At 48.4% G+C, this 25,676-nt stretch carries 29 protein-coding genes; 20 read left to right on the forward strand and 9 right to left on the reverse strand.

The window, feature by feature from the left end:
• Positions 1-68: 68 nt before the first annotated feature.
• The 11 genes from pilM to CDA54_RS14280 all read left to right on the forward strand — a co-directional run bounded on the left by pilM (position 69) and on the right by CDA54_RS14280 (position 10,097).
• The gene (gene pilM / locus CDA54_RS14230; RefSeq protein WP_229748170.1) at positions 69-1,133 is read left to right on the forward strand and encodes a type IV pilus assembly protein PilM; all 1,065 of its coding nucleotides are present in this window, start codon (positions 69-71) and stop codon (positions 1,131-1,133) included.
• A complete protein-coding gene (locus tag CDA54_RS14235; RefSeq protein WP_099035695.1) occupies positions 1,121-1,699 on the forward strand; it encodes a PilN domain-containing protein in 579 nt (192 codons plus the stop codon). Before pilM ends, CDA54_RS14235 begins: the two co-directional genes overlap by 13 nt.
• Positions 1,696-2,307, forward strand: coding sequence for a type IV pilus inner membrane component PilO (locus CDA54_RS14240; protein WP_099035696.1), 612 nt, complete (start codon positions 1,696-1,698; stop codon positions 2,305-2,307). Before CDA54_RS14235 ends, CDA54_RS14240 begins: the two co-directional genes overlap by 4 nt.
• Positions 2,304-2,837: a pilus assembly protein PilP gene (locus CDA54_RS14245; protein ID WP_099035697.1), complete on the forward strand. Its 534-nt coding sequence runs from the start codon at positions 2,304-2,306 to the stop codon at positions 2,835-2,837. Before CDA54_RS14240 ends, CDA54_RS14245 begins: the two co-directional genes overlap by 4 nt.
• Positions 2,830-4,590: a type IV pilus secretin PilQ gene (locus CDA54_RS14250; protein WP_099035698.1), complete on the forward strand. Its 1,761-nt coding sequence runs from the start codon at positions 2,830-2,832 to the stop codon at positions 4,588-4,590. Before CDA54_RS14245 ends, CDA54_RS14250 begins: the two co-directional genes overlap by 8 nt.
• A 168-nt stretch (positions 4,591-4,758) precedes the next feature.
• Positions 4,759-5,274, forward strand: coding sequence for a shikimate kinase AroK (gene aroK / locus CDA54_RS14255; protein ID WP_099035699.1), 516 nt, complete (start codon positions 4,759-4,761; stop codon positions 5,272-5,274).
• A 30-nt stretch (positions 5,275-5,304) separates the two neighbouring features.
• Complete coding sequence (gene aroB / locus CDA54_RS14260) at positions 5,305-6,378, forward strand: 3-dehydroquinate synthase (protein ID WP_099035700.1); 1,074 nt, start codon at positions 5,305-5,307, stop codon at positions 6,376-6,378.
• Positions 6,379-6,389: 11 nt separating this feature from the next.
• Positions 6,390-7,790 carry an SPOR domain-containing protein gene (locus tag CDA54_RS14265; RefSeq protein ID WP_099035701.1) on the forward strand — a complete coding sequence of 467 codons (1,401 nt, stop codon included), beginning with the start codon at positions 6,390-6,392 and terminating at the stop codon, positions 7,788-7,790.
• A 44-nt stretch (positions 7,791-7,834) separates the two neighbouring features.
• Positions 7,835-8,656, forward strand: a complete 822-nt coding sequence (locus tag CDA54_RS14270) for a Dam family site-specific DNA-(adenine-N6)-methyltransferase (RefSeq protein ID WP_099035702.1) — start codon at positions 7,835-7,837, stop codon at positions 8,654-8,656.
• Positions 8,657-8,876: 220 nt separating this feature from the next.
• The gene (gene trhA, locus CDA54_RS14275; RefSeq protein WP_099035703.1) at positions 8,877-9,560 is read left to right on the forward strand and encodes a PAQR family membrane homeostasis protein TrhA; all 684 of its coding nucleotides are present in this window, start codon (positions 8,877-8,879) and stop codon (positions 9,558-9,560) included.
• A 225-nt stretch (positions 9,561-9,785) separates the two neighbouring features.
• Entirely contained in the window at positions 9,786-10,097 is a 312-nt protein-coding gene (locus CDA54_RS14280) for a helix-turn-helix domain-containing protein (protein ID WP_229748169.1), read from the forward strand.
• An 18-nt stretch (positions 10,098-10,115) separates the two neighbouring features.
• Here the strand turns inward: CDA54_RS14280 and CDA54_RS14285 are convergent, their stop codons facing one another.
• The 5 genes from CDA54_RS14285 to CDA54_RS14305 form a co-directional block, all read right to left on the reverse strand.
• Positions 10,116-10,382, reverse strand: a complete 267-nt coding sequence (locus CDA54_RS14285) for a type II toxin-antitoxin system RelE family toxin (RefSeq protein WP_099035704.1) — start codon at positions 10,380-10,382, stop codon at positions 10,116-10,118.
• Positions 10,366-10,602, reverse strand: a complete 237-nt coding sequence (gene relB / locus CDA54_RS14290) for a type II toxin-antitoxin system RelB family antitoxin (RefSeq protein ID WP_229748168.1) — start codon at positions 10,600-10,602, stop codon at positions 10,366-10,368. The genes CDA54_RS14285 and relB overlap by 17 nt, the downstream gene beginning before the upstream one ends.
• 169 nt (positions 10,603-10,771) lie before the next feature.
• Positions 10,772-11,917 carry a DUF6161 domain-containing protein gene (locus CDA54_RS14295; RefSeq protein ID WP_099035705.1) on the reverse strand — a complete coding sequence of 382 codons (1,146 nt, stop codon included), beginning with the start codon at positions 11,915-11,917 and terminating at the stop codon, positions 10,772-10,774.
• 5 nt (positions 11,918-11,922) lie between these two features.
• Entirely contained in the window at positions 11,923-12,147 is a 225-nt protein-coding gene (locus tag CDA54_RS14300; RefSeq protein ID WP_099035706.1) for a hypothetical protein, read from the reverse strand.
• A 150-nt stretch (positions 12,148-12,297) separates the two neighbouring features.
• Positions 12,298-14,970 (reverse strand): DUF2339 domain-containing protein, encoded by a 2,673-nt coding sequence (locus tag CDA54_RS14305; protein ID WP_099035707.1) that lies wholly within the window; start codon positions 14,968-14,970, stop codon positions 12,298-12,300.
• Between the two features lie 449 nt (positions 14,971-15,419).
• On the opposite strand from CDA54_RS14305, the gene CDA54_RS14310 reads away from it, so the two are divergent.
• The 3 genes from CDA54_RS14310 (at position 15,420) to CDA54_RS14320 (ending at position 18,079) form a co-directional block, all read left to right on the forward strand.
• The gene (locus CDA54_RS14310) at positions 15,420-16,538 is read left to right on the forward strand and encodes a hypothetical protein (protein ID WP_099035708.1); all 1,119 of its coding nucleotides are present in this window, start codon (positions 15,420-15,422) and stop codon (positions 16,536-16,538) included.
• A gap of 271 nt (positions 16,539-16,809) precedes the next feature.
• A complete protein-coding gene (locus CDA54_RS14315; protein WP_143452302.1) occupies positions 16,810-17,415 on the forward strand; it encodes a hypothetical protein in 606 nt (201 codons plus the stop codon).
• A gap of 121 nt (positions 17,416-17,536) precedes the next feature.
• Positions 17,537-18,079, forward strand: a complete 543-nt coding sequence (locus CDA54_RS14320; protein WP_099035710.1) for a hypothetical protein — start codon at positions 17,537-17,539, stop codon at positions 18,077-18,079.
• Positions 18,080-18,227: 148 nt separating this feature from the next.
• On the opposite strand, the gene CDA54_RS14325 is transcribed toward CDA54_RS14320, so the two are convergent.
• Positions 18,228-18,422: a hypothetical protein gene (locus tag CDA54_RS14325; RefSeq protein ID WP_099035711.1), complete on the reverse strand. Its 195-nt coding sequence runs from the start codon at positions 18,420-18,422 to the stop codon at positions 18,228-18,230.
• A gap of 109 nt (positions 18,423-18,531) precedes the next feature.
• On the opposite strand from CDA54_RS14325, the gene CDA54_RS14330 reads away from it, so the two are divergent.
• Complete coding sequence (locus CDA54_RS14330; protein ID WP_099035712.1) at positions 18,532-19,758, forward strand: hypothetical protein; 1,227 nt, start codon at positions 18,532-18,534, stop codon at positions 19,756-19,758.
• A 29-nt stretch (positions 19,759-19,787) separates the two neighbouring features.
• Here CDA54_RS14330 and CDA54_RS14335 read toward each other — a convergent pair whose 3' ends face one another.
• From CDA54_RS14335 to CDA54_RS14345, 3 genes are all read right to left on the reverse strand, one after another.
• Positions 19,788-19,994, reverse strand: coding sequence for a DUF2970 domain-containing protein (locus CDA54_RS14335; RefSeq protein ID WP_099035713.1), 207 nt, complete (start codon positions 19,992-19,994; stop codon positions 19,788-19,790).
• Positions 19,994-20,296 (reverse strand): hypothetical protein, encoded by a 303-nt coding sequence (locus CDA54_RS14340; RefSeq protein ID WP_099035714.1) that lies wholly within the window; start codon positions 20,294-20,296, stop codon positions 19,994-19,996. Before CDA54_RS14340 ends, CDA54_RS14335 begins: the two co-directional genes overlap by 1 nt.
• A 247-nt stretch (positions 20,297-20,543) precedes the next feature.
• A complete protein-coding gene (locus CDA54_RS14345; RefSeq protein ID WP_099035715.1) occupies positions 20,544-21,221 on the reverse strand; it encodes a TorF family putative porin in 678 nt (225 codons plus the stop codon).
• A 291-nt stretch (positions 21,222-21,512) separates the two neighbouring features.
• Between CDA54_RS14345 and rpe the strand changes: the two genes are divergently transcribed.
• From rpe to CDA54_RS19760, 5 genes are all read left to right on the forward strand, one after another.
• Positions 21,513-22,181 carry a ribulose-phosphate 3-epimerase gene (gene rpe / locus CDA54_RS14350; protein ID WP_099035716.1) on the forward strand — a complete coding sequence of 223 codons (669 nt, stop codon included), beginning with the start codon at positions 21,513-21,515 and terminating at the stop codon, positions 22,179-22,181.
• A gap of 33 nt (positions 22,182-22,214) precedes the next feature.
• Positions 22,215-23,219 carry a tryptophan--tRNA ligase gene (gene trpS, locus CDA54_RS14355; RefSeq protein ID WP_099035717.1) on the forward strand — a complete coding sequence of 335 codons (1,005 nt, stop codon included), beginning with the start codon at positions 22,215-22,217 and terminating at the stop codon, positions 23,217-23,219.
• A 415-nt stretch (positions 23,220-23,634) separates the two neighbouring features.
• Entirely contained in the window at positions 23,635-24,024 is a 390-nt protein-coding gene (locus CDA54_RS14365; RefSeq protein ID WP_099035719.1) for a response regulator, read from the forward strand.
• Positions 24,017-24,712, forward strand: coding sequence for a response regulator (locus CDA54_RS19755; RefSeq protein WP_218962413.1), 696 nt, complete (start codon positions 24,017-24,019; stop codon positions 24,710-24,712). The genes CDA54_RS14365 and CDA54_RS19755 overlap by 8 nt, the downstream gene beginning before the upstream one ends.
• Positions 24,709-25,659, forward strand: a complete 951-nt coding sequence (locus CDA54_RS19760) for a GGDEF domain-containing protein (RefSeq protein ID WP_218962414.1) — start codon at positions 24,709-24,711, stop codon at positions 25,657-25,659. The genes CDA54_RS19755 and CDA54_RS19760 overlap by 4 nt, the downstream gene beginning before the upstream one ends.
• Positions 25,660-25,676 lie beyond the last annotated feature (17 nt).

Consider the following 25,676-nt stretch of genomic DNA (forward strand, 5'->3'; position numbering starts at 1 on the left):
CCATTAAGTATAAAAATTTAGTGAATAATGGTTAACTCGTAGTTTAACGAAAAAAACAGGACGCCGCTTTGCTTAATAAAATTTTCAGCAAAAAAATATCACCTGTACTTGGGCTGGATATTGGCACCCGCTATGTTAAAGCGGTGTTGCTTACCGGATCCGGTACCGACGTACAGGTGGCGGCCGTAGCTTGCGAGGCCATCAACGGTGATGCCTTTGCCGACAGAGATATTAAAGACTTTGATGCAGTCAGCAATGCTATCCGCAAAGTAAGAAATGCACTCAAAGTGAAGTGTAAGAGTGCGGCCGTAGCCGTATCCGGTGCTTCAATTATTACGAAAGTGGTGTATATGGATCCCGAACAGTCGGATCACGAGCTGGAATCCCAGATTGAAATAGAAGCCGACAGTTTGATTCCTTATCCGCTGGATGAAGTCTATCTGGATTTTGAAGAGCTTGGGCCAAGCCAGAGCCATACTGCAAAGGTAGAGGTGTTGCTTAGTGCGGGTCACAAAGACATGATTGACAACAGGGTGACGCTGTTGCGTGAATTAGAGTTGGAGCCCATCGTCATTGATGTAGAGGGATATGCCCTGGGTAGTGCGTTAATTGAATACGGCCCGTCGAGCGACGAGCAACCGGTGTGCTGCATCAATCTCGGTGCAAGCCAGCTGTTGGTTACCGCAGTGCAGGGTAATCGGGTGATTTACAGTAAAGAGCACAATTTTGGCTTTGATAATCTTATCAGAGACATATCACTGGTTTTTGCCATGGAGTGGCAGGATGCAGAACAACAGATGGCGGAAGGGTTGTTACAAGAAAGCTGGAAAGAGCAACAATGGCCGGTATTTATGGCCAACCTTCAACAGCAGCTGAGTCGCGCGTTACAAATGTATGTGGCCTCTACGAACAAGGTGCAACCCAAACATATACTGATTAGCGGTGGTGGTGCATTGTTGCCTGAAATGGCTGCGGAGCTGGAAAAGGAATTGTCGATAGAAGTGGCTCTGTTTGATCCCTTTGCAAACATGAAAATGAAACCGGAAATCAAACAGCGTCTGGGTTCACTGGCACCTCAGTTAGCCATTGCCGCAGGGTTGGCAAGCAGGAGTTTTAGTCCATGGCACATATAAATCTTCTGCCCTGGCGCGAGGCGCATCGTCAGAAAAAGAAAAAAGAATATATTACGTTGTTGGCGCTGCTGGCGGTATTCGTGCTGGCATTATTCTGGTTGATTGGAACGATGGTGGACACCATGATTTCTAATCAGCAGCAGAGAAACAACTTTCTGCAACAACGTATCGATGTACTCGATAGTCAGATAGCAAAGATCAGAGACATTAAAGACAAGAAAAAAGATCTGGAGCGGCGTATGGCGCTGATTGAGCAACTCCAGACTAACCGCAATGTGGCGCCGCAGGTGCTGGATGAACTGGCCCGCATTCTGCCACCAGGCGTATCTTTCCGCAGTCTGGTACGTCGCGGAAATCAGCTGGAAGTATTGGGTGTGAGTGAGTCCAACAACCGGCTGTCGGAATTTATGCGTCAACTGGAGCTGTCCAGAGTATTTAACCGTGGCGAACTATCATCCATTGTGGCTGATACAAGCAGCTCTGACGCCGTAAGTGAATTCAAACTGACCTTCAATATCAGTGCGGTAGTGGCACCACAGATGGTGACGGAGGGCGCAGAAAAATGAAGTTTGATTTTAAAAAGCTCAGGGAGATGAATGATCTCGACTTCGAACAGTTGGCGATCTGGCCGTTTGAAGTTAAATTTGTGGTGGGGTTGGTTATCGCTATTCTCACTGGGGTATTGGGGTTTTACTTACTGGTTAATGACAAATTGCCCTTGCTGGAAACGGCGGAAGCAAAGGAAGTGGAACTGAAGAACAACTATGAAGCCAAGTATCGTATCGCTATTAATCTTCAGGCTTACGAAGAACAGTTAGCCAGGATTCAGCAGGACTTCTCTTCGATGCTCAAGTCTTTGCCAACCAGCAATGAAACTCCCGGGCTGTTGGACGACATTACATTTGTAGGAACCTCGGCGGGGCTGAATTTCAAACTGCTGAACTGGCAACAGGAAATACCTAAAGAATTCTACACAGAACTACCGATTCAGATGGAAGTGCGCGGTGATTACCACGATTTTGGCAAGTTCCTTTCCGATGTGGCCGGATTGCCCCGCATTGTTACTGTGCACGATTTCGAAATGGTGAATGAAAGTGGCGGTTTACGGTTAAGCTTACAGGCCAAAACCTACCGCACGTCGTCTACCAATGGGATGAAGGGGGAGGCGAAATGAGAATTTTGAGTCTCTTTGTATTCGTCCTTCTCACCGCGTGTCAGCCCAACGTTGACGACCTGAAGGCTTTTGTCAGTGAGGTTGAACAGAATACTCGTGTGAGTATCGAGTCATATCCGGAATTCAGTAAAACACCGGCGTTTGTCTATGAAGCGAATCAAAAACGCAGTCCGTTTCAACGGCCGCGCGGGCAGGTTGCAGAACGGGTTCAGCCGCAGAAAGCGAACTGTATGCAGCCTGACTTTTCCAGAACTAAACAACCACTGGAGCGTTATGGTACCGATGCTCTTTCTATTAAAGGCTTTTTCAGCCGGAACAGTAAAATCTGGGCGATGATCCAGGCCAATGATGGCAGTTTACACAAAGCCAGTGTGGGAGACCGTCTGGGTTTATTCTTTGGGCGAATTACTGATATTTCCAACGGCAAGGTTTCTATTACTGAAATGCTGCCCGACGGCACAGGGTGCTGGCAGGAAAAACAAGCAACCCTGACGATGTCCTCAAAGGCAGGAGAAAACGACAATGTCTGAACGTTATATTTTTAATAAAAGTCTAAACAGACGCAGCAGGCACTGGCCCTGGATGTCTTTGATATTTCTGATTCTGGTTGGCATCAAAAGCCTGTCGGCTCAGGCCCAGGATATAGAGCTGGTGGACCCCTACGAGAAACCGGTAGAGGCATTGCCCTATGAGGTTAAGGAAATTGATTTTCGACGTAATCAGGGCGGTGGTGCACGCATTGAAATGCAAATGGACCAGGAAGGATTTGACTCGGCATTGGTTGAGGTACCGGAAGGCGTTGAGTTGCAATTGCCCGGCAGCCGGCTGTCAAAGGAATTGTTGTATCGTTTGGATGTGATGGATTTTGGTACACCTGTTGATTGGCTGGAAACCTTTCAGCAGGATGAGGGCGCAGTGATCGTATTTAAAACCTCTTCCGGAGTCAGTTTTCAGCACCAAAAGCTTGGCGATCGTCTGGTTGTAGAGATCGATACCGCAGCCCCTAAGGGCAGCCAGCAAAGTGTGCAGAGTGAATATGACGGAGCTCCGGTGTCACTGGACTTTCAGGATGTGCCTGTGCGCCAGGTGCTGCAGGTTATTGCTCAAATCAGTGGCTTTAATCTGGTTACCACCGATACGGTCACCGGTAACGTAACGCTGAGTCTGGACAATGTTCCCTGGGACCAGGCTCTGAATATGATTATGAAGATCAAAGGTCTTGATAAGCGCATGGAAGGTAACATTCTGCTTATTGCACCGGCAGAAGAACTCTCTTCAAGAGAAACACAGCGACTGCAATCAGAACAGCAGGCCGCTGAGCTGGCACCGCTGCGTTCAGAAACAATACAAATTAACTATGCCAAGGCGTCTGATATGGCGACCATTCTCAAATCCAGTGAGGGAGGTATACTCAGCGCCCGCGGTGCGGTGACGGTGGACAATCGCACTAATGCATTGTTGGTCAGAGATACGCAGGAATCCATTCAGGAAGCGCGGCGTATGGTCAAAGAACTTGATATTCCGATAAAGCAGGTACTGATCGAATCCCGCATGGTAACAGTTCGCGATAATGTGGATGAGCAATTAGGCGTGCGTTGGGGGTTCAGCGACCGTCAGGATGATGATGGCGTGTCGGGTTCGCTGGAGGGGGCAGAGAGTGTCGCCGGAGGCCAGGTACCGGCTCTGGCTGACAGATTAAATGTGAATCTGCCTGTCACCGGTGCCGCTGGCCGTATCGGTTTTCAGATAGCCAAGCTGGCAGACGGTACCATTCTGGATCTGGAGTTGTCTGCACTGGAGAGTGAGAATAAGGGTGAGATAATCGCCAGCCCACGTATTACCGTCGCCAACCAACGCGAAGCTTACATAGAGCAGGGTACAGAGATCCCTTATGTGCAGGCAACGTCAAGCGGTGCAACTTCAGTAGAGTTTAAGAAAGCCGTACTCAGTCTGACTGTTACTCCGCACATTACTCCGGATAACCGCATTATCCTGGATCTTGTTGTCACACAAGATACCCGCGGTGATACCGTGTCTACCTCAACAGGTCCTGCAGTGGCCATCGACACCCAGGAGATTTCCACTCAGGTGCTGGTGGAAAATGGTGAAACAGTGGTTCTGGGGGGAATCTTTCAGCAGAACCTGATCAATGCCATTGAGAAAGTGCCATTGTTCGGTGATCTTCCTGTGGTGGGATATTTGTTCAAGAATTCCCGGGATTTTACTGAAAAGCGTGAATTGTTGATATTTGTGACCCCAAAAATCATTGATGAGGCGCTTTAATTATCATGAGAAACGGGGGCTGGTGGCCCCCTTCAGCTCTTTTCCCGAACTCCGGGCAGATCGAACTTGCATATCAACAGACTAAACTGAGATAATCCCGCTTCTCAAATTCGACCGGGGGTTGAGTTTATTCATTTTTAACCGTTAGTTGTGTGACATTAATCAAACATGGCCGAAAAACGAAATATCTTTTTGGTAGGGCCAATGGGTGCAGGTAAAAGCACTATTGGTAAACACCTTGCAGACGAACTTCATTTAGAATTTTACGACTCAGATCAGGAAATTGAGCGTCGCACTGGCGCAGATATAGCCTGGGTATTTGATCTGGAAGGAGAGGAAGGTTTCCGCGTTCGCGAAGAAGGCGTGATCAACGATCTGACCGAGAAGCAGGGGATTGTGCTGGCGACTGGCGGAGGCTCAGTGATTAGTAAAACTGTACGCAATCGTCTCGCTGCCAGAGGCATTGTGGTGTATCTGCAAACCACTATTGATAAGCAGGTCGCCCGCACGCAAAGGGATAAACGTCGCCCCTTATTGCAGAACAATGATCCTGAAACGGTATTGCGTAACCTTGCCGAAGAGCGCAATCCGCTTTACGAAGAAGTGGCAGACTACGTGGTACAAACTGACGATCAAAGTGCCCGCGCTGTGGCCAGTCAGATTATCGACAAGATCGGACTCTAATCAGAAATATAACGTGGGGGTTCTGCGCTGATGAATACACTGAATGTTGAATTGGGTGAGCGCAGTTACCCCATCTATATTGGCGTCAACACTCTCAGAGAATCCGGACTTATCCGTGGTCATTTAGACAGCAAAAAAATCGTCGTTGTGACTAACGATGTTGTCGATGTGCTCTACGGTGCACAAGTAATGGATTTACTCACCGGGCTGGATGCTGAAAAGCTGGTGTTGCCTGACGGTGAACAGTTTAAATCCCTTGCCAGCTTCGAACGCGTTATGACCTATCTGCTGGAAAATAATGCAGCCCGCGACACCACTCTTATTGCCCTGGGTGGCGGCGTTATCGGTGATTTAACCGGTTTTTCAGCTGCCTGTTACCAGCGCGGCATCCCCTTTATTCAGATACCCACTACATTGCTTGCCCAGGTAGACTCTTCGGTGGGCGGTAAGACGGCGGTAAATCACCCGCTGGGAAAAAATATGATCGGGGCTTTTTATCAGCCCGCAGCGGTGATTATCGATACCATGACACTATGCAGTTTACCCCGACGCGAATTTGCGGCCGGGATGGCGGAAGTGATCAAGTACGGCATCATTTATGATGCTCAACTGTTCGACTGGCTGGAGCAGCATCAACAAGGGCTGCGTGAAAAGGACCAGGCCTTGTTGCAGGAAGTCGTGCGTCGTTGTTGCCAGATTAAAGCTGAAATTGTTGCCGAAGATGAGCAGGAGAGAGGACGCCGGGCGTTACTCAATCTTGGCCACACATTTGGTCATGCGATCGAGGCTGAACAGGGCTACGGTAACTGGCTGCACGGCGAAGCTGTCGCAACAGGCATTGTTCTTGCTTCTGTAGTTGCACAGCACAAAAACTGGCTCAGTGCGTCAGAAGTTTGTCGTATTGTCGATTTACTTAAGGCCTTCGAACTGCCGGTTAAAGCGCCTGAGAAGATGGGATTCGACAGTTTTATGCGACATATGCGCCATGACAAAAAGGTTCAGGCTAATCGTATCCGCTTTGTGATCCCTGATGCCATAGGCAGTGCTGTAGTAACAGACGACGTAGATGAGGCATTGCTGAAAGAGACTCTTAATGCCTCCTGACAGGTGGCAACGTGCAAACAGCCTTTATTGACTTACAACAACGACTTCAACATCTGACGACTTTCAGCTCAGGCCTTGTGCTGTTGGGCGGTAAGGGTGCATCAAAGCAACAGAGCTTTCTCAGCGAGTTTGTCAGTGATCTTGATGAGTCTGTTAATATTGCGTTTCTCAATGCTGCAGAGATTCAGCAAGAGCAGGGGTTTCGCCAGCAACTTCTTACCCAGCTCTATGGCGTTGTTCAGTGCGATCCCCGCCGGCCTTTACAACAAAGCATTTCTGCTGACACACGGACACAGGGGCGAACCGTTATTGCGGTAAGCCAGGCTGGCCAGCTTCCTCCGATGCTGATCAATGAATTATGGGATCTGAGTCTGCACAGTGACAAACTGTGTATTTTACTGGCCGGGAATACGGACTGGGCCCTGACCACCAAACAGCAACTAAAGGGTGATGTACGTCCTGTGTTGTTGCAACATGATTTTTCTGAGTCGACTGAACTGGCGCTTTCCGATCTGGATCGCCTTCTGGCTGAGAAACGCCAGGCTTTCAATGCCCGTATGGCGCAACGGGCGCAGCAAGAAAAACCTCCAGAAAAGCATTCAGGGCCCGTTTCATCGAAGGTGTTCAGAGGCGCGGCTGTTGGTGTGTTCTTACTCAGTTTTGTTGGTCTTATGCACTGGTTTTATCCTGATTTGATTGGCGAGATATTGCCCGCTGATGCGATTGCAATGGTGCAATTACCCGCGTTGTCAGAAGAGTCGGTGCCGGAATCGGACCCGGTTAACTCAAAACAATTATCACAGCACATCGAAGACCAGAAACCTCAGTCTTTAACCATTGCAGAGCCAGCTGAAAAAAAGAACAAGCCTGTTCCCCGGGAAAACCAGGCAGAGCCAGAACAAAGCATTACACAAATAAGCACAACGCAAACCGTTGCCCAGTGGTCAGAAACGATAAAGCAACTTAATAAACCGGAAATCGCTGAGCAACAGGCGACTGATCCCGCCTCTGCGGATACCGAAGAAGCACCAGATTCGTCTGCTGAGATACACAGCGTGCAACCAGAGCAAGACGAATCAGAAACAGTGGCGGCGCAGCCTGACTATGCCTGGGATGAGCAATACCTGCTGACATTGCCTGATTCCGAGTATCTTCTTCAGCTTTCTGCCGCCAGTGACAGCCGGGTTCTGAATGACTTTATTCAGCGTCATGGCCTGAACGGAGAAAACTGGCGTTATCAGACCCGCCGCTACGGTGGTAACTGGCATGTATTGTTAATGCAGGGCAGTTTCAGAAGCCTGGAACAGGCAAGATCGGCAGCCAGTGAATTACCAGACGCAATCCGAAACGGTGAGCCGTTTGCCAAGACCGTGGCTCAGGTTCGTAAAGAAATTAGTTCCCAATGGCAATAAGGATTCAGTTACAATCCTGACTTTGTGATTGTAGCAGTGGCAAGATGGAAAATAACAAGAGCCGGGCGTTTCTGAAGTGGGCCGGTGGCAAATACAGTCTGGTCAGTGAAATCCGTTCCCTTCTTCCCGATGGCGAGAGGCTGATAGAGCCTTTTGTTGGCGCCGGTTCTGTGTTTCTCAATACCGACTACAAAGACTACCTGCTCAACGATATCAACCCCGATCTGATTAACCTGTATCAGATACTGCAGCAAAAGCCGGAAGACTATATTGCTGACGCCAGAACCCTGTTTACCCCGGACAATAATAACCCTGAGCATTACTACGGGGTGCGTGAGGAGTTTAACCTCAGCGATGATACCTATCAGCGCTCCGTGCTGTTTTTGTACCTGAACCGCTTCGGTTACAACGGCCTGTGCCGCTATAACCTTTCCGGTAAGTTCAACGTGCCCTTTGGCAGATATAAACGGCCTTATTTCCCTGAAGCCGAACTTTACAACTTCGCCGAAAAAGCCCGCCACGCTACCTTTGTCTGTAAGCCCTTTGCCGATATGTTCAGCCTCGCTCAAAAAGGGGATATTATCTATTGCGATCCGCCTTATGCGCCGATAAGTGCCACCGCCAATTTCACCGGCTATGCCACTGACGGTTTTAGTCTGGCACAGCAGAGCAGGCTGGCAGAATGTGCGGCCCGCACCGCCCAGCAGCAAGGCATTCCGGTGCTGATCAGTAACCATGACACGGAACTGACCCGGCAGATTTACCAGGGTGCCAGTCTTAAAGAATTGAAAGTAGGTCGTTATATCAGCCAGAAAAGCCATGCCCGCACTAAGGTGGACGAACTGCTGGCCCTGTATCAGGCTTAGTGGCTACGCAGCCCGCAAAGCAGCGTCAGGTGTGGCAGGTAGCAGAACATCGCCGGAATGCTGTTGGTTATTGTAGGGTCGACTTCAGTCGACCGGCACAAACCAGAGATCATATCCGGACTTGTGCAACCGGAACTGACCTGGCATTACGAATGCAGGGTTTCTTTAGAGTGTTCTGTTGCTCATTCTGCCCCGTTGATCACAGCGTTGGAGAAACATTATGGACGTGATAAACATCCCGGGCTTTAGCGACCCCTTCAGTTCCATCAGCCATTTACTGGCCGCCGTACTCGCCCTGATTTTTGGGGTAGCACTGATCCGCAAAACTGTGGGGTCGCCGGTGCGAATAACCACAGTGAGCATTTATGTATTCTCAGTGGTGTTTTTACTGTCGATGAGTGGCGTGTTTCATATGCTGGAACCCGGCACAACCGGGCGGGCGGTACTAAAACGGCTCGATCATGCCGGTATTTTTCTGCTGATTGCGGGCACTTTCACGCCTATCCACGCCATTATGTTCCGTGGCTTCTGGCGCTGGGGTTTTCTCACCGTGATCTGGGGCCTTGCTATTATCGGGCTGACGCTGAAGACCATCTACTTTACCGGTTTTGCCGAATGGCTGGGGCTGCTGTTCTATATTGGTCTGGGCTGGATGGGCATTGCATCGGCCTATCTTACCCATCGAATGCATGGTTTCGCCGTTATCAGGCCGCTGTTTTTCGGGGCCCTTGCTTACACCCTGGGTGCGACGCTGGATTTCCTGCGCGTACCGGTGCTGATCCCCGGCGTGCTTGGGCCCCATGAACTGTTTCATATTGCGGTGCTGGCAGGCATTGCCTGGCACTGGGCATTTGTGGCAATGCTGCTGCAATGGCCGAATAACAAGGGCCCTGTTCAGAGTTAACTCAGGGCAATCATTGTGTCACAAGGTTTCCAATCTGCAGCCCTATTTCCAAAAAATCAGCCCCACGGTCAGACCCAAAGGACACTGCGCCTATTCGGTAATAAACTACCGCAAATTCACTACGCACAAGAATAAAGCGGTAGTTTGCTTCCTGATCTAAGTATGTTCTTGATATTCTTCGGTAGAATATTTCCGACTATCGGCTTCAACAGGACCAAAAGCAAGATGTCTGAAATGGGGTCTACCATGGTTAATCTGTCTGTTAGCGAACGCAAGGCTATCTTGCAGGCGATAGAAACAGAGCTGGCTGAAAACACTCTTACCACAGGGCAGGTGATAAAGCGCATACGCACCAAATTGTATGGTATGACACAGACCCAATACGCAATATTTGTGGGAATTTCAGATAAAACCCTGCGCGATATCGAAAAAGGTAATACTGACCCGCAGCTGTCTGTAGTCAATAAACTCTTCGCCCCCGGCGGCTTTAAACTAGGGCCAATAGCTGCTCAGTCGAGGTACAAAACACGTGGCTGACCCTCTAGACCCTTTGATTCAGTCATATACATTTTTCCGATGGCTGGTACGCACAACCAGCACCACGAGGTTGTCATCTTCGATGTTGCAGATAATGCGGTAATCTTTCACCCGATAGCGCCACAGTCCTGCTTTGTCACCAATCAAGGCTTTGCCGAAGCGACGGGGGGATTCCTCTGTGGCGATACGGGTTTTGAGGTACTGGATGATGTCTTTCTGGGCTTGCTTATCGAGCTTCTTCAGCTCCTTTACAGCGCGTTCGTCCCACTCAATCTTCCAACCCAAGCTCTGCCTCCACGTCTTCCATTGACACACGTTTGCCAGGTTTCTCTACCCGGTTAATTGCGATGTAGGTATCTTCCATTTCATCCAGATACTTCACGATCGCTTCTTTGGCATAGAACGACTTGGTGCGACCGGTACTTTCAGCCAGTTGCGCCAGCCGGTTTTCTATCTCATTTGAGAGTCTGAGGGATAACATTTCGCCACCTGTATTACTTGTCATACATGTACAGCATACCGGATTTTATTCCTTTACGATAGCAGAGTTGTGTATTTATCAGACAATAAAAGGAGTCACCTATCGAATTTATCTGACCCTCTTGATCGGATTAATAACACTTTTATTCTGTTGCACATTCAGAACACAACTAATTAACCTGTCTACTTGTTTCTCAAGGTTTGGTAGCTGCAGTCTGTTTTTCTACGATTCTAATTATGGTCTCTGATGGGACGATACTTCCGTTCTCTGCCACAATGCCTGTTTGCGCAGCCCTGAACAGTGTATCCAGGGCTACTTTTCTGTCTTCCTGCTCCACCAATTTTCCTTCATTCATTAATGCTAAGTAAGTTTTTAGCATCGTCTTGCGTTCCTCTGCCTCCAGGTATAAATGCTGTTGGGTGGAGTACTGCTTTGAACACAATCGAATGCAGAAGCTTAAAAGCGATATCAAGAGAACAGATGTGATCAATGTCATCGGATTGAAAGCATTCAGCAGCAGTTTGTCTTCAGTTAAATCCGGCACCGGTAAAAGCGAAACCAATAATGGGGAAAAAGCAGTCAATGCGACCAGTGCAAACATCGCAATTAGCCAAATCTTCCTGGATCCTTTGTGGACATCTTTTTTGCTTTCCCAATACGTGACCGAAGCATCCAACTCTATCTGAGACAAGTACACATCTTTGGCTTTTTCAACAGTTTCTTCGCCTGTTTGTAGCACTTCATTGGTGCGCCTGATGTATCTGGTCTTTTCTGACACATAGCGTCGGAGAAGTTGTCTGCTATATGATTCAAAGTCCTGTAATTGCTGGTCTTTCCACTGCTCATGTTTTGATTTCTCAGATTGTTTCCATAACTCAAAATCCGTCGCAGATTCTTCACATTCATGTTTTACTTTCAGGATTTCAGCAGTGGCAATCTCTAAACTATTCCCCAAGCTCTGCAAGTTGGCATCTACACCAAACAGATCAAGCTTTTGCAGTATCCGGTTTGCTTTGAACCTGTATCCTTCCGACCTTAGAAAGGCCGAAAATAGTGGAGACGACCTGCCATTGGCGTTCGGCATTCCAATTCCGTGATACCATTGAACGAAATTATTCGTATCTTGGTTGTATTGTCCTTTTTTTGGAGCACAACATAGATATAACATGTTTGCTGCAACCATGGGTGACTCAGTCACTTCTTCTTCAATCGCCTTTCCTGTAATCTTGCATAAGAATGGGAAGTCGATGAACGTTAAAAATCCTTCTAAATTTCCCTTTGATTGTTTTAGTGCTTCATGGTTCTGGGCTTCCCATTGCGCGACAATGGTGGAGAACATATTTTTTACGACGTTGACAACCCCGCGTAAAGCTGTTTACAAAATTCATCTAACGGTTGGCCTTCAGTTTGAAGCCAACTCCAAAACTCGTATTCCTGATGAATGAAAGATTTCAATTCTTCGGCTGAGTTGAAGCGGTACTTCATACCTCCATCCCGAAGCGGTAACTCAATGAAATCTATCGGCTTATCGATATATTGGCTTTCGGGCTCCAAACTTTCATCAGTCATCTTATTCTCCCTTACCATAGACTTTGTTATTGATAGACACTGTATCTTCTCCTAGTTGAGCGACAACACAGATATTGAGTAAACCGTATTCATTTTTATGAGCGGTGGCAAAGGTCCGAAACCAGCTCAAAGCCGCCATTCAGTAGTAACTTATGACGTCTCACTGTCTGCCCTGATTTGTTTATCTTCATAATTCAGTTTCTGGAACAGCCAGCCGATGGCGACCAGGCTTAAACCCAGGCCGATAAAGGATATGGCCCGATACAAGCCTTCAAGGTTCGCCATATCAATCAAAAAGGCTTTGAGCAGTACCATGGCCAGAATACCAAAACCCAGATGGCTGACTTTAACCTTGTTGAAGTAATGGCCCATAAAAATCATGGCGGTGGCAATAATTAACCAGACGATGGAGTAGGCATAGAGTTCGGCCTGCTCGGTCACACCATTTAATCTGAGTGCGCCGTCGTGCCAGGCACCGCGGATGAGGCCGTTGATATACATAAAGGTGAACAGCCCGGCTGTCAGCCTAAGCAGAGTTTTAAAACGCGCCGCCGTCAGGCCCAACTGATCCATGCTGAGCAGTATCAGTGCGGGTAACGCCCACAGTACCAGTAACCAGTTTATAAATACGCCTTCACCGGTCTGAACCGCTTCAATAAAGGGGTTGCTGGCCAATGAAATATCCAGGTGCAATGCACCGGCACCAATAAGCAGCAGGCCGGCAAATAAGCGGTAAAAACGCGCTGTGCGCAGGGCATTCCCGGCCCGCCGCAGGTAAACGCCAGCAAGCACCAGCCAGTTAACGGCCAGCAGTGCGGCCTCTTTAAAGCTTAAGTCGAAAAAGACCGGATAGTGGCCCACCAGCAGATAACTGGTTTCTGTGCTAACAAACAGCGCCAGTACATGCACAAAGGCGCCCTCCAGCCAGGTTCTGAACGAGGCTGAAGGATTGTAATGGCGGGCAAACCAGAGGGTTGCCAGTACAAGAGGGTAAATGACGATGGTCCAGTGCAGGCCCAGAATCTGCTCGCCAGCATAATCATCCAGCCAGGGGGCAAAGCTCAGGCGGATTGTAACGAGTGTCAGAGCGGCTTTATATAACCACGCAGGCAGTTCAACCCGGTATTTGTGGCTTAAATAACTCATGCTGGCGATCTGAATGGCGATAGCCAGCGATAAGGTCGCGGCATCCAGCAACATGGTCATACACAAGGTAATACAGGCATTGGCCAGTATGGTGAGGGTGATGCGAAAAAGCCCCGGGGCAGCACGCACTGTGGCAACAGAGCTGGCGATGGCAAGCAGCGCCAGTTCCATCGCCCAGACCGGATACAGATACTGGCTGGCCTGATCGGCAGATAAGGCATAACTGATGCCGAATAAGCTCACAGGAGCGAGCACCAACAGCAACAGCCAGGCCGGTCGCTGTGTATAACGCAGCATCAGCAGGCTGTAGGCAATAGCGGCCAGGGCCGCTATCTGAATAAACAAATAGCCACCACGGAAAGGAAACAGGTTATCGGTGTAGCTTAGCGGTGCAGGCAACAGGGTGAAACCATACAACAAAAAGATCAGTGCCAGAAACGGCCAGGAGTCAAAGGCGCTGTGGCGGTAAGGTGAATAACACAGCACCGCTGATACCGCCATAGCGGCGATGACCACCTGAGGAGCAGAACCGAACGCTGCCAGAAAGAAACTGATCCCCAGAAGTGGCAAGATCACGCCCAGGTGTTCTTTACGGGGCATCAGCAGGTCTTTGATGGGCAGCGCATTGTCCATTTTTGCGCGCAGATCCCAGCCAAGAATATCTGACAACACATACAGGTACACAGACAATAACCCGAATACCAGCAACAGGGTAAAGTGGCTGTCATTGGCCAGGGTCAGACCGATGAACATCCATAAAAAGTGGCCCGCAAAACTCAGCCACCAAAGCCAACGCTGATTTACAGCCTGGGAGACCCACACGGCAGAGGCAGAGATAAACACCGTGTACAGCAGTAAAGCGGTGACGTTATTCGAGTCAGTAGAGACCAGCACCGGTACCGCATAGGCTCCGACAATACCAATCCAGGCCAGCAAAGGGCCGAATCTCAGCGACAATGAAGTGGCACTTAAAGCCACTGCTGCCAGTAAGCCAAACGCAAAAGGTGCCGGTATAAAGCCATAGTAGTCATACGCCACCAATACAATGGCGTAACAGGTGATCACTCCGCCACTTGCTAGCGCCGCACACACATAAACAGAGTGAATGTTGAAGCGTTCAGCATTGCGAAACAGATACTCGGCGGCCATTACCAACAGAACGCCAAACACCCCGCCCATAGTGACCCGTACTACAGGCGGAAACATACCGGCTTCAGCAGCATAACGGGCCAGAAAAATGCCGCCGATTGCCAGTATCATTCCGCCCAGCCATAACAGGCCGTTGCCTTTGATAAAGCGCTCGAAGTCAAAACCCCCGCCTGGTTGTCTGGCTGGTGTTTTGTCATTGTCAGTTTGCGCTTCAGTAGCGGTCCGCGGCGATGTGGCGGCAGATGCTGGCTTAATGGAAGGTTCAGGAGACTGACTGGCAGCTGGCGCCATTGACGACGACCCGGGCGATGCAGATTCGGAGTCTGTATGTGGGGCTATTTCAGATTCGCTGTGGTCAGAAAGTAATTGCCTGAGACGGGAAAGTTGTTTTCCCTGAAGATTCACCTGCTGCCTTAATAGTTCAAGCTCACGGAGCAGATCGGCAATCTTCCCTTTATTCCGAAAAGACAGAATGGCTCCGACGAACACAAAAAGGCAGGCCAGTACCGCTAACAATACCCACTCCATAAGATTTCCCTGTTCCCTGTCGCTCTGCTGTTATGACTGCAAACATGCGGTATTCAGATCCATTAGTCAATAACGCAAGGCCCCGCTATGGCATCACCCAGGGTCCCCGATAACAGCCTGTGACAGAAGGTTCAGAATATCCGGGTTGTGCAAAGATTACAGGCCATGGCAGGGGGCTGTTAATCTTTCCTGAGAAACGCATTTGCGTTTGTTGATTTTGCTGACTATACCTCTATTCGTAAACGGATTTTGTTGGCACTGAATGACAATATGTTGCCCCTGACAGTGCAAATAAAAGCATAAGTTCTCCATTTGTCTGTCTTTTGCTGTTGCATATGGATATCACTTGATATTGCCCCCCGATACGCGCGCAAGCCTGTTTCCGGGTCTTTTTCTAAAGACCCGGGATAAGTTGTTATGTCTATAAAATCATTTTTAAGGAAAGAATAATGTCCGACAATGACGAAGCGACCACGCCGGAGAAAATAAAAGCTACTGAAGTCCAGCCACCTCCTAAAAACCCCCACAATATTGAAGCCACTAAATATTATGTCTTTAACCAGACCGGCAATATTATGATGTCTTCAACGGTTGACTCAAACACACCCATCGCGGAGGAAGTGCAGAAAATATTCGCTGAGGTATCTGTGTTTTTCGCGGGTATGTCCCGGGCGATGTCAACCACGATGAATCCCGCCACGGGTAAACCCTACTCTTTGTATAATTACGCTGCTTTAGAGAGTGTTATAAAGGGTTCAGGGTTATTTGTACACGTTACAGAGGAAGACGTAACCCATACCAGCAAAAGCGGTGGGGCAACGTTTAGTAAAGATCTTATTGAGTCTCTGCTTGGTCTTGCCACCGGAACCGGTGCACTGGCTTTTGCCTCATCGATGATCTCGTCAATTGGTAAAGAGGGACTGACCATCTCGGCAAGACATGATCATACCGACAGTAAAGTATGCAACATTGTTTTTGTCTGTGAGTACTTATTGGGTATGCCGTCAATCAGCGCCATTGTAGTTTATGCAGACATGACAAAAAATGAGACGGCGTTTCAGGTCGGCCCTTGTATTAAAGGTCATTCTGAGAGCATCACGCTGGATATGCATAAAGACACCTATATGTTTGTCACACCCACCTTTATTCACGAGTATGCGGGGGATCTGGATTCCATTAACTCCGATCCTAAGTATCTGGAAATGATCAGTTGGCTCAGCGGTTTGTTGTTAAGAACACCTGAAATTTTCAATGTGGCAGACAAAGGCGATGGGTACAAGACAGTAGAATCCGGCCAATCGCTGAAAACCAATCACCCCTATGTTCTGCAAGGGCAGTTTTTGCCGGTTCCGGTGGACGGTAGTCTGGAAGTCAAGCTTGAGTGGGCAAATACTGATGCAACGGCGACGTTCGGCGCAGATCCTGATTTCACTAACGATCAAATCACGTTCACAGTGAGCTCAGCGATGGACACCGAATCAGCAATAAAAGTTGTAGTCACCAAAGATACTGTTACTAAAACAGTGGCGATATCAAACGGTTCATACAAAGTGGTCGCTGCTACCTAAAACGATGTTAATGGTTTAATCAACTGGCAGTTTCAGGCGGGGAGGCTTCTGGCAGCCCCGCAAGAAAGGCTTTCTCAAGCAGATACGCCAAGCGCGACTCTGCCATTAACGGATTAGTATCTCAATTATGATAGTTGCAGCTCAGGAGTATTGGTTGTGCGCGTTTGTGATCGCAATACTAGCTTTGATTGTTGTGTTTAGACCCCGCTTAAATGCTATCTGGGTGGGGGACAAAAAGCGCTCTTACATGGATGTAGGATGCTATGTGGTTTTGAATGAAACGGGAAATGTTCTGATCAAAACCAGTCAGGATCCATCCAGGCATTTGCCGGATCATCTCAGCAAGTTTTTTTCAGAGGCTGTGGCCAGTCTTTGTATGATCACCCGGGCTATATCTACCGCCACGAATCCCGACACCGGTCGTAGTTTTTCAATTTACGATCATTCTGCGCTGGAGCAGATGCTGACCAAGCACCCCCAATTTTTGTGGTTAACTCAGGAAGTAACAGAGTTTGAGGTGAAGCACGATGAAGACTTTATTCGTAAATCGGGTTCAGTGCTGCTCGGAGGTGAGCACAATGCGGGTATTCATCATAAGATGAACGCGATATACGCCAGCATGCATGCAACCGCATGTCTGGCCAGAAAGCGGGGAAGTGTCAACGCTGAATGTGAACGGCTTGGGCATCTCACATTATGCTGTGAGAACCTAGTTGGTGTGCCCTTTATCACTATGATTCTCACCCATATAAGCCATGAGCACTGCATCAGTATTCCCCAAAAAAGGCAAAAGAAGTGGTGGGATCTGACAAGAAAAACAATCGAGTATAAGAAGGATACGTATTTATTTAACAGTGAATATAGGGGCGCAGAGTAGCGCTGATATATCCCGGTTAAAGTTCAAACCAGCGTATGGTAACGCCCGATATGTTTGAGAATAACGCTCTGGCGAACATCAGTTGTTGTGCTGACACTATTATTATTTAAAAGGAACCGTTATGCATATTACCGCGAAACAAATCATGGGCTGGACACAAAGTCTGATCCTTAATTCACAGCATGGAACGACAAACAAATTTATATCCGCCTGCCTGACCAAAGGCGGCGCCGAGGGCTGGGTTCAGGTGGAGCTGGACGCGGTCTACAAGACCTTGCCTGGTAACCCGGCGGTGCAGCGTGAGCAGGCTATCTATACTGATCGAAACTTATCTGTAGACTTTCTGATTACTAATGCTGATGGCGTAATGTGTATAGAGCTAAAGGTTGAGTCTTTGTTTCAAAGCTCGGGTGACGGTCATGTAACAATACCGCACGGGGGCTGGAAAAAAGTACAGGACGATGTGCGAAAACTATCTGAAGACAGAAATGCAACGTATGCCGCGGCAGATGCCTGCGTTGTTGCGCTAGCCTGGTCAGAGGAATTAACCAGCGCTATCTCACAATGGTTATCGCACTCCGGCCTTGAGTACGAACAGGAAATCATCGATGTCGTTAACGATAGCGCCTACAGAGTCAGTGTGTTCGTTATTAAAGTTGGCTGATGGTGGGTGAATTACTGGGGCAGTCAGAGATAATCATCTCTGACTGTATTATTGTGGTCAGAAGGCAACAATCCACTTAATCCGCAACGCCAGGCTCACAACAAATAGCGCAACGCAGAATTAGGCCAGTTGATGTCTCAGCCAATATTCACGAGAACATTACAGAACACGGCAAGGCATTCTGATAAACGGCACCTTTGAATATTCTGTCGGACCATCCTGCGACCGTGTCATCGCCCAAACCACCGGCGTCATAAAAGTCGGGCATGACCTGTTTGTTTTCCCGGATGCCCATAAAGTTTTCTTTTTGCGATGCCAGTTCAGCGTCTCCCTCTGTTGCCATGAATTTATGAGTGGTACATTAACTTTCAGGAAATTGTTATTGTCAGGATCGGGCCGATCAAACTCCGCCAGGTTCAAAAAGTAAGCTCCTATTCAGGGCCACAAAGATTATGATCAAACACTTTTATTCATCCAGAGCCTTTTCACTACCAAAATACTTCTTCAGTAAGCACCTCGACCAGCTAAAAACGTTGAATGAAGTGGAACGGCTTGACGGGCTTTTTGATCACAACCGTTATCTGAAACGAAATCGTATATTCACCTTTTCGTTAGGCACAATCGCCCTGGAGTTCGGTGAAACCTCCGTCGATGTGGCCTATCAGGTGATGATACATTCTTCTGACAATCTGGTGATCATCGCCCAATGCGCAGCAAAAGACCCCTTAACCGGGAAAGATATTGAGAAAATCAGAACAAACTGGATCCCCAGAGAAGAGATTTTCTCTTTAAAGGGGAAAGGCATCAATATCCGCCACGTTTTAAATCTGGGCTTTTTTCTTTTCTTTGCAAAAGTAAAAGAACAAGAGGTGTCAGTTGACGACTTCTTTGAATTGAAAGAGCTTGATTCCGGTAAATATAATGATCCGGATATTGGAACAGTAGAGAAGGTTTACAGTCATTTTAAATTATCTAAAGACTACTTCTTTATTCCTTCCATGTATGGAACAACATTTTTGCTCGAAGATGAGGATTGGCGCTCGCTGGCTAGCTCACAGGGGCAACGGTTAAGTTGTGGTATCAAGGTCGAAGTGCATCGCAATTATGCTTACTTTATCACGCATGCACAGAGTCAGGACTATTGCTATCAGTTAGCCTTCTTTAATCTGCTTAAGCATTTAAAAAACAGAATTGGCAGTGAAATATCTCTGATGCTTGATGACATCGGCTCCGCGTCCAAAAGTGACTACCCCGGGTTGCTGGATAAAAGCACCACGTTGCAAAGAGAATTGACGGTGAATTATGATGAATTCAATAACATGAATATCTGGCATAACGAGAGCATTCTGGAGTTCTCCTGGCATATCAGATCGTCTGGTGGATGGGGGCTGGAACGGGAGTTTGAAGAAACGCACAACAAGCTGAGAGATTTCGTAGATCTGACAACCGAAATGTCGAAAGGAAAGTTTCAGTCCTTTATGGACACCATCTCTTTGCTGGTTGGTGTACTCGGGGTTTTTGCGTTTTTCGATTTAGTGCAGATATTAAATGATGAACCTTACAAGCATATTCATTGGGTGATTTCATTCTCTGTAATTATTGTATTACTACCTTTGTTTCTGATATTTCTGGCTAAAAAGTCTAAATCTTTTATGCGCTTTATTAACCGCTTCCTATAGCAGGACTGGTGTTGTTAAAGCGCTATTTTTCAGCTTGGAATCAGCCACTTAACGAATATAATCAGGCTGATCACAAACAGGGCGACGAAAACTACGCCCACGATCAGAAAGGGTAAAATGGACTGATGTGAGGAAAAATCTGCCTGGCGCTTTTTCTCGCTCTGTACGCCAAACATGCTGGCCGCTACGCTTTTTATCACTTCCCACCAGGACATTTTGCTATTGGCTTCAGACATCAGTTGGCCGGGATATGATCGGTGTTGCTGTCAGAGCTTCTGGAAAGCAATTCGAGCAAATCCAGAAAATGGAACTGAATACCTTGCTGGCTGCCGGAAAGCCATGAAGCCCAGCTAACATCCTGCTGGGCGCCCTTCGCGCAGCGATTCTGCGGATGGCTTACGGGCAGGCTGGTGTCTACCTGGGCAGTACTGTTCCCACAGTCAATGCCGTACTCACTTTTATCGCAATAGGCGGACCACCCCACAACAAGAGAAAGGGCCAGCGCGATGCCTGCAATCATCCTGATTTTACCCGTCATATGAACACCAGATAGTTACTAAACCACTGGTATTATACGCAAGATTAATAATTGAACAACGGGGCTGGTCGGTAAAATAGCTGGCTTTATCGCAAGAGTAATACCTATCTGCATAGATAAGCCCTTCTGACTCACTCTGAGAGTGAAATTATCTATTCGGATTGGTATTACGGGCCACGCCGAATCGGTGGCCCGTGAAAGGGTTTGAGCACCAGAGCGGTGATCAAATCATATACTGATATCCGGATCAGAAAGAGGTACCCCAGCTGACAACAAACTTGGTGTCGTCATCGCCGGATTCTTCCTGCGCTTTTGAAATGCTGAAGGTAAAATCACCCTTGCTTAAATCGGCCTGAACATGGCTGTAATTCCAGTCACCCCAGACACTCTCGTCGATATCAAAATCATAGTAGCCGTAGGTCAGGCCCAGTGAGTACTCCTGGGGCAGGTCAAAGCCGTAACTGACATGGTAATAGATGTCGCCCTGGCCGAACGGTGCGTCATCATCAGCATCGGCATTCAGGGTGTAGGCCAGGCCAAAGCCGAAACCACCGAAGCTACCGTTAGCATAGGCTTCACCAAAGTTGGATTCGTCGTATTCTTCTTCAGGGTAGGCGTAATATACATAACCTACGTCATAGCCAAAGTCACCGGCCTCACCGGCATAGCCAAAGTACCAGTTTGTTTCCGCACCATCGCCGTTACCCCAGTCAACGGAGCCAATCCAGGTGCCGGCATAGAGGCCACTCTCATGTTCATAATCCAGGCCACCGGAAACAGAGGGGCCATCGGCGCTTTGCGTGACACCACGCCACAGGTAGTTGCTGGTTACGCCAATGTTGGCGCTGACTTCGGCGATACTGGCCTGACTGTAAAATACACTGCCCAGTGCAGCAGCGATCAATGCTTTGTGCATTTGTCTCATTCTTGTGTCTCCTGATTGTAATAATGTGCACTAAGGCTGGAGCAAAGTTGGTGCCGCCTTGCCATCTTTTTATCCCTTACGAATTAACCTCGCTTAACTTATTGATATTTATAGGTTAAATGTGGTCATTCTAAAGGTAAACCAGTGAGGAAGTGGCAGCGGCGCTGTGTTGTCAGATGGCCGTTGCACCATCATGGAGCGTGAGGGCGGCTGATGGTGCAGTGCTGAGCCTTTTCTGTAACAGGTAAATTGGGTAGAGTAACAGCCCATTGCCAACAGATTAGATATGTCATGCAGCCACATCTTATTGCGCCCTCGATTTTATCTGCTGATTTTGCCCGTCTGGGTGAAGAAGTGGACGCCGTGCTGGATGCCGGTGCCGATATTATTCACTTCGACGTGATGGATAATCACTACGTGCCTAATCTTACCTTCGGGCCGATGATCTGCAGTGCACTGAGAAAACATGGTGTAAAGGCGGATATTGATGTGCACCTGATGGTAAAGCCCGTAGACAGCATGATAGAGATGTTTGCCGAGGCCGGCGCCAGCATGATCAGTTTTCATCCGGAAGCCTCCGAGCACATCGATCGCAGCGTACAACTGATTAAACAGGCCGGTTGTCAGGCTGGTCTGGCATTAAATCCCGCAACGCCACTGCATTATCTGGATCATATGCTGGATAAGCTGGATTATGTGCTGCTGATGTCGGTAAACCCGGGTTTTGGTGGCCAGAGCTTTATTCCCTCCACGCTGGAAAAGGTGGCCCAGGTGAAAAAGCGTATTGCCGCCAGTGGCAGAAATATTCGTATCGAAATTGACGGCGGCGTAAAAGTCGATAATATTCGCGCCATCGCTGAGGCTGGCGTCGATATCTTTGTGGCCGGCTCGGCAATATTTAACCAACCGGATTATGCCAAAGTGATTGCTCAGATGCGCGAGCAACTGGCCGGACTCTGAGCTCCAGAATTGTATTTAAAGGATCACCTTAAAATGAGTAAACCCATTGTATTAAGCGGCTGTCAGCCATCGGGACAACTGACCATAGGTAACTATATGGGGGCGCTGAAACAATGGGTGGCCATGCAGCAGGATTATGACTGCCTGTATATGCTGGTGGATCTGCATGCCATTACCGTGCGTCAGGAAGCTAAGGCTTTGCATGAGGCGACTCTGGATGGTCTTGCCCTGTATCTGGCCTGCGGCATTGACCCTCAGCAGAGCACCCTGTTTATTCAGTCGCAGGTGCCTGAGCATGCGCAACTGGCCTGGGTACTGAATTGCTATACCCAGATGGGTGAGCTGAACCGTATGACCCAGTTTAAAGACAAATCCGCCCGCAATATCAACAATATTAACGCCGGGTTATATACCTACCCGATTCTGATGGCCGCCGATATTCTGATTTATCAGGCCAATCAGGTGCCGGTGGGCGATGATCAGAAACAGCATCTGGAATTAGCCCGGGATGTAGCGACCCGCTTTAACAATATTTATGGTGAAACCTTTCAGATCCCTGAGCCCTATATCCCTGAATTTGGTGCGCGGATCATGAGCCTGCAGGATCCGGCAAAGAAAATGTCCAAGTCTGATGACAATCCCAACAACTTTGTGGGCTTGCTGGAAGAGCCAAAGAAGATTGCTAAGAAGATTAAAAAAGCGGTTACGGACTCCGATGAACAGGCCCGGATTTATTTCGACCCGCAGGAAAAGGCCGGTGTATCCAATCTGCTGACGCTGCTCAGTGGCGCTACCGGTAAATCCATAAATGACCTGGTGCCAGACTATGAAGGCAAGATGTACGGCCATCTGAAAACCGATGTGGCCGATGCCGTGGTGGCGCTGTTGGAACCGATCCAGACCCGCTTTCACGAGCTGCGTAATGATCGCAGTGAGCTGGATCGTGTTATGAAAGAAGGTGCAGATAAGGCCAGTGAGCGCGCCGCCGTAACCCTGAAAAAAGTCTACGAGGCGGTGGGCTTTATTCCCCACCCTTAACAGGAGCCTTTCAGACCTCACTGGTGTTCGTATTTAAGCGCTATCATGCTTTTCTAAAGTGGCTCCAGTGTGGTTTTCCACAGTCCAGACTGCTTCGCCTGAAGTTGTATCTCTTTAGCATAAATTCTCATCTGTTTAAAAGGGGGCCGCCAGCGCTTGCTGTCCTGAAAGGCTGTATCGTATTTAGACTGTAAAAATACTGATGTTTTATTTGTAATTACGGTTAATCTGCTATTAAGTGAATAGAACACCAATTCGCATCATTTCATCAGGATTCACACAAGTAGAAATGACAGATGAGTCTGAACACTTACTTTTGCTGGTAAAGGTTTGTCCTGCTCGCGCTTGACTCAACAGCATTGGTTTCTGTGCTTTATGCCTTTCAGGTATCTCTGTTTGTAAATTAGGAGGAGTAATGTCTGATCTTAGAAAAGTCCTGTACGTTGAAGACGATCCTGACATTCGCGAGATTGCTGAGCTTGCTCTGGAGGATGTGGGGGGGCTGATACTTAATTCGTGCGCCTCCGGGGAACTGGCTATACAACAGCTTGAAGTGTTTAAACCACAGGTGATTCTGCTGGACGTTATGATGCCTGGAATGGACGGCCCTGAAACATTATCAGCAATGAGAGATATGGGGGTGATAACCGACACTGTGCTGGTTATCTTTATGACCGCTAAAGTTCACCCTGACGAGTTGCAGCGCTATAAAAATTTGGGTGTTGAACAGGTGATTTCAAAACCCTTCGACCCTATGACCCTGGCGGATGAAGTACGCGCTTTGTGGGATACGTTCAATGCCTGATTCAACCAACTCCCCTCAGCCCGGCAATCGTCTGGAACAATTAAAAGAAGCTTATAAAAAGCGTTTGACATTGGAATTTGCCAGGCTGCGTGAAATAGAGTCACATCTTTTGCAAGACAACACTCGTCAGGAATCGCTGGATGCACTGCATTCTGCTTTGCATACTATAGCTGGTGCGGCTGGCACCTTTGGTTTTCATACACTTGGCGAGGCTGCACGTGAATTTGAACAACGGGTTGCAAAGCAATTATCTCAGACTGAAAGCCTGGGTACGCTACCGGGAGGTTGGCTGAACAAGTTGCAAATCGCTCTTGATGCTGACAACAGTAAAGTAAAACACAGTCTGGAAACAACGCAGCAAAGAGGCATTGAGGGCGGCCCAACCATTTGGCTGGTGGAGCGCGACAATATGTTGGCTAATTATGCAAAAAATCAGCTCACCAGTTTTGGTTTTCAGGTTCATTGCCTGAGTGATGCCAATGAGCTGGAGAAATGCCGCTCACACCCACCGGATCTGCTGCTTATTGATCATCATGCAATTGGAGCAGCGGATTTTGGCGCCGATTTGGCTGTCTTTTGGAAGGCAATTTTAAGTAATTATGATTGCCCCGTGTTTTTCACTGGTGCTGAAGAAAGCTTCAATGCACGACTTCAGGCGCTGCGGGCTGGGGGCAGGGGTATTTTGTGAAACCTCTGGACATGATAAAGCTGGCCTCGAAAACCACGCTTATTCTCGGGTGTGAGAACACCCAGCCAGAGCGGGTGATGATTATTGAGGATGACAAAGCGCTGGCTGCCCACTGCCAGACTGTTCTTGAAACAGCTGGAATGAAAGTCGCTACACTGGATAAACCGGAACACTTATTTGAAAGCATCAGCGAGTTCAATCCTGAACTGGTACTGATGGATCTCTGTTTGCCCAATGTCACAGGAGCCGAGCTGGCGGCGCTTCTCACCCAAACGGAACGCTGGGCTCAACTACCGGTGATTTACCTCTCCGGTGAGTCCAGTTCAGCTCTTCGTAATCAGGCGTTGTTAAGGGGGGGCGATGCTTTTTTGGAGAAGCCCGTTGATAAGAAACTGCTGGTTAGCCTTTGTCAGGCCAGAATACGCAGGCTGCGGGAGCTAGACCGCACCCGAAACCTGGATAGTCTCACCGGCTTGCTGAAGCACGGCAGTATCAAGGAGGCTTTGCAGATGCAATGGCAACTAACGCAGCGTCGTCCACAGATCTTCAGTGTTGTTATGCTGGATATTGACCACTTCAAAGCCGTCAACGATACCTATGGCCATGCGGTCGGCGATCTGGTGATTGCCGCTGTCGGAACCCTGTTGCGGCAGCACTTCAGAACAACCGACACACTCGGTCGTTATGGTGGTGAGGAATTTACCCTGGTGTTGCCGGATTGCGACGTAAGCCAGGCCGAACAGCAGGTAAACCGTCTGCGCGAAGACTTTGGTGCGATCAAGTTCAGGGCAGACAGCAAAGCATTCTCATGCACTATTTCAGCCGGTGTAGCCGATAATAAGCAGTTTCTGACAGACAGCGCGGACGAGCTGCTGAACCGCGCTGACAAAGCCTTATATGACGCCAAAGATGGTGGGCGGAATCGCGTGGTTTCAGCCAAACTTTAGTAGCGCTTAAACAGATC

Source organism: Lacimicrobium alkaliphilum (genome assembly GCF_002591895.1).
In the GTDB taxonomy this organism is placed as follows: domain Bacteria; phylum Pseudomonadota; class Gammaproteobacteria; order Enterobacterales; family Alteromonadaceae; genus Lacimicrobium; species Lacimicrobium alkaliphilum.

Bases quoted from the DNA above. Each gene is read 5' to 3' on its own strand.
- CDA54_RS14310 (WP_099035708.1), top strand. From the start codon at position 15,420: ATGTCCGACAATGACGAAGCGACCACGCCGGAGAAAATAAAAGCTACT.
- CDA54_RS14305 (WP_099035707.1), bottom strand. From the start codon at position 14,970: ATGGAGTGGGTATTGTTAGCGGTACTGGCCTGCCTTTTTGTGTTCGTC.
- CDA54_RS14240 (WP_099035696.1), top strand. From the start codon at position 1,696: ATGAAGTTTGATTTTAAAAAGCTCAGGGAGATGAATGATCTCGACTTC.
- aroK (WP_099035699.1), top strand. From the start codon at position 4,759: ATGGCCGAAAAACGAAATATCTTTTTGGTAGGGCCAATGGGTGCAGGT.
- CDA54_RS14335 (WP_099035713.1), bottom strand. From the start codon at position 19,994: ATGTCTGAAGCCAATAGCAAAATGTCCTGGTGGGAAGTGATAAAAAGC.
- CDA54_RS14300 (WP_099035706.1), bottom strand. From the start codon at position 12,147: ATGACTGATGAAAGTTTGGAGCCCGAAAGCCAATATATCGATAAGCCG.
- CDA54_RS14330 (WP_099035712.1), top strand. From the start codon at position 18,532: ATGATCAAACACTTTTATTCATCCAGAGCCTTTTCACTACCAAAATAC.
- trpS (WP_099035717.1), top strand. From the start codon at position 22,215: ATGAGTAAACCCATTGTATTAAGCGGCTGTCAGCCATCGGGACAACTG.
- CDA54_RS14320 (WP_099035710.1), top strand. From the start codon at position 17,537: ATGCATATTACCGCGAAACAAATCATGGGCTGGACACAAAGTCTGATC.
- CDA54_RS14250 (WP_099035698.1), top strand. From the start codon at position 2,830: ATGTCTGAACGTTATATTTTTAATAAAAGTCTAAACAGACGCAGCAGG.
- rpe (WP_099035716.1), top strand. From the start codon at position 21,513: ATGCAGCCACATCTTATTGCGCCCTCGATTTTATCTGCTGATTTTGCC.
- CDA54_RS19755 (WP_218962413.1), top strand. From the start codon at position 24,017: ATGCCTGATTCAACCAACTCCCCTCAGCCCGGCAATCGTCTGGAACAA.
- aroB (WP_099035700.1), top strand. From the start codon at position 5,305: ATGAATACACTGAATGTTGAATTGGGTGAGCGCAGTTACCCCATCTAT.
- CDA54_RS14270 (WP_099035702.1), top strand. From the start codon at position 7,835: ATGGAAAATAACAAGAGCCGGGCGTTTCTGAAGTGGGCCGGTGGCAAA.
- trhA (WP_099035703.1), top strand. From the start codon at position 8,877: ATGGACGTGATAAACATCCCGGGCTTTAGCGACCCCTTCAGTTCCATC.
- CDA54_RS14235 (WP_099035695.1), top strand. From the start codon at position 1,121: ATGGCACATATAAATCTTCTGCCCTGGCGCGAGGCGCATCGTCAGAAA.
- CDA54_RS14280 (WP_229748169.1), top strand. From the start codon at position 9,786: ATGTCTGAAATGGGGTCTACCATGGTTAATCTGTCTGTTAGCGAACGC.
- CDA54_RS14365 (WP_099035719.1), top strand. From the start codon at position 23,635: ATGTCTGATCTTAGAAAAGTCCTGTACGTTGAAGACGATCCTGACATT.
- CDA54_RS14325 (WP_099035711.1), bottom strand. From the start codon at position 18,422: ATGGCAACAGAGGGAGACGCTGAACTGGCATCGCAAAAAGAAAACTTT.
- relB (WP_229748168.1), bottom strand. From the start codon at position 10,602: ATGACAAGTAATACAGGTGGCGAAATGTTATCCCTCAGACTCTCAAAT.
- CDA54_RS14345 (WP_099035715.1), bottom strand. From the start codon at position 21,221: ATGAGACAAATGCACAAAGCATTGATCGCTGCTGCACTGGGCAGTGTA.
- CDA54_RS14295 (WP_099035705.1), bottom strand. From the start codon at position 11,917: ATGTTCTCCACCATTGTCGCGCAATGGGAAGCCCAGAACCATGAAGCA.
- CDA54_RS14245 (WP_099035697.1), top strand. From the start codon at position 2,304: ATGAGAATTTTGAGTCTCTTTGTATTCGTCCTTCTCACCGCGTGTCAG.
- CDA54_RS14340 (WP_099035714.1), bottom strand. From the start codon at position 20,296: ATGACGGGTAAAATCAGGATGATTGCAGGCATCGCGCTGGCCCTTTCT.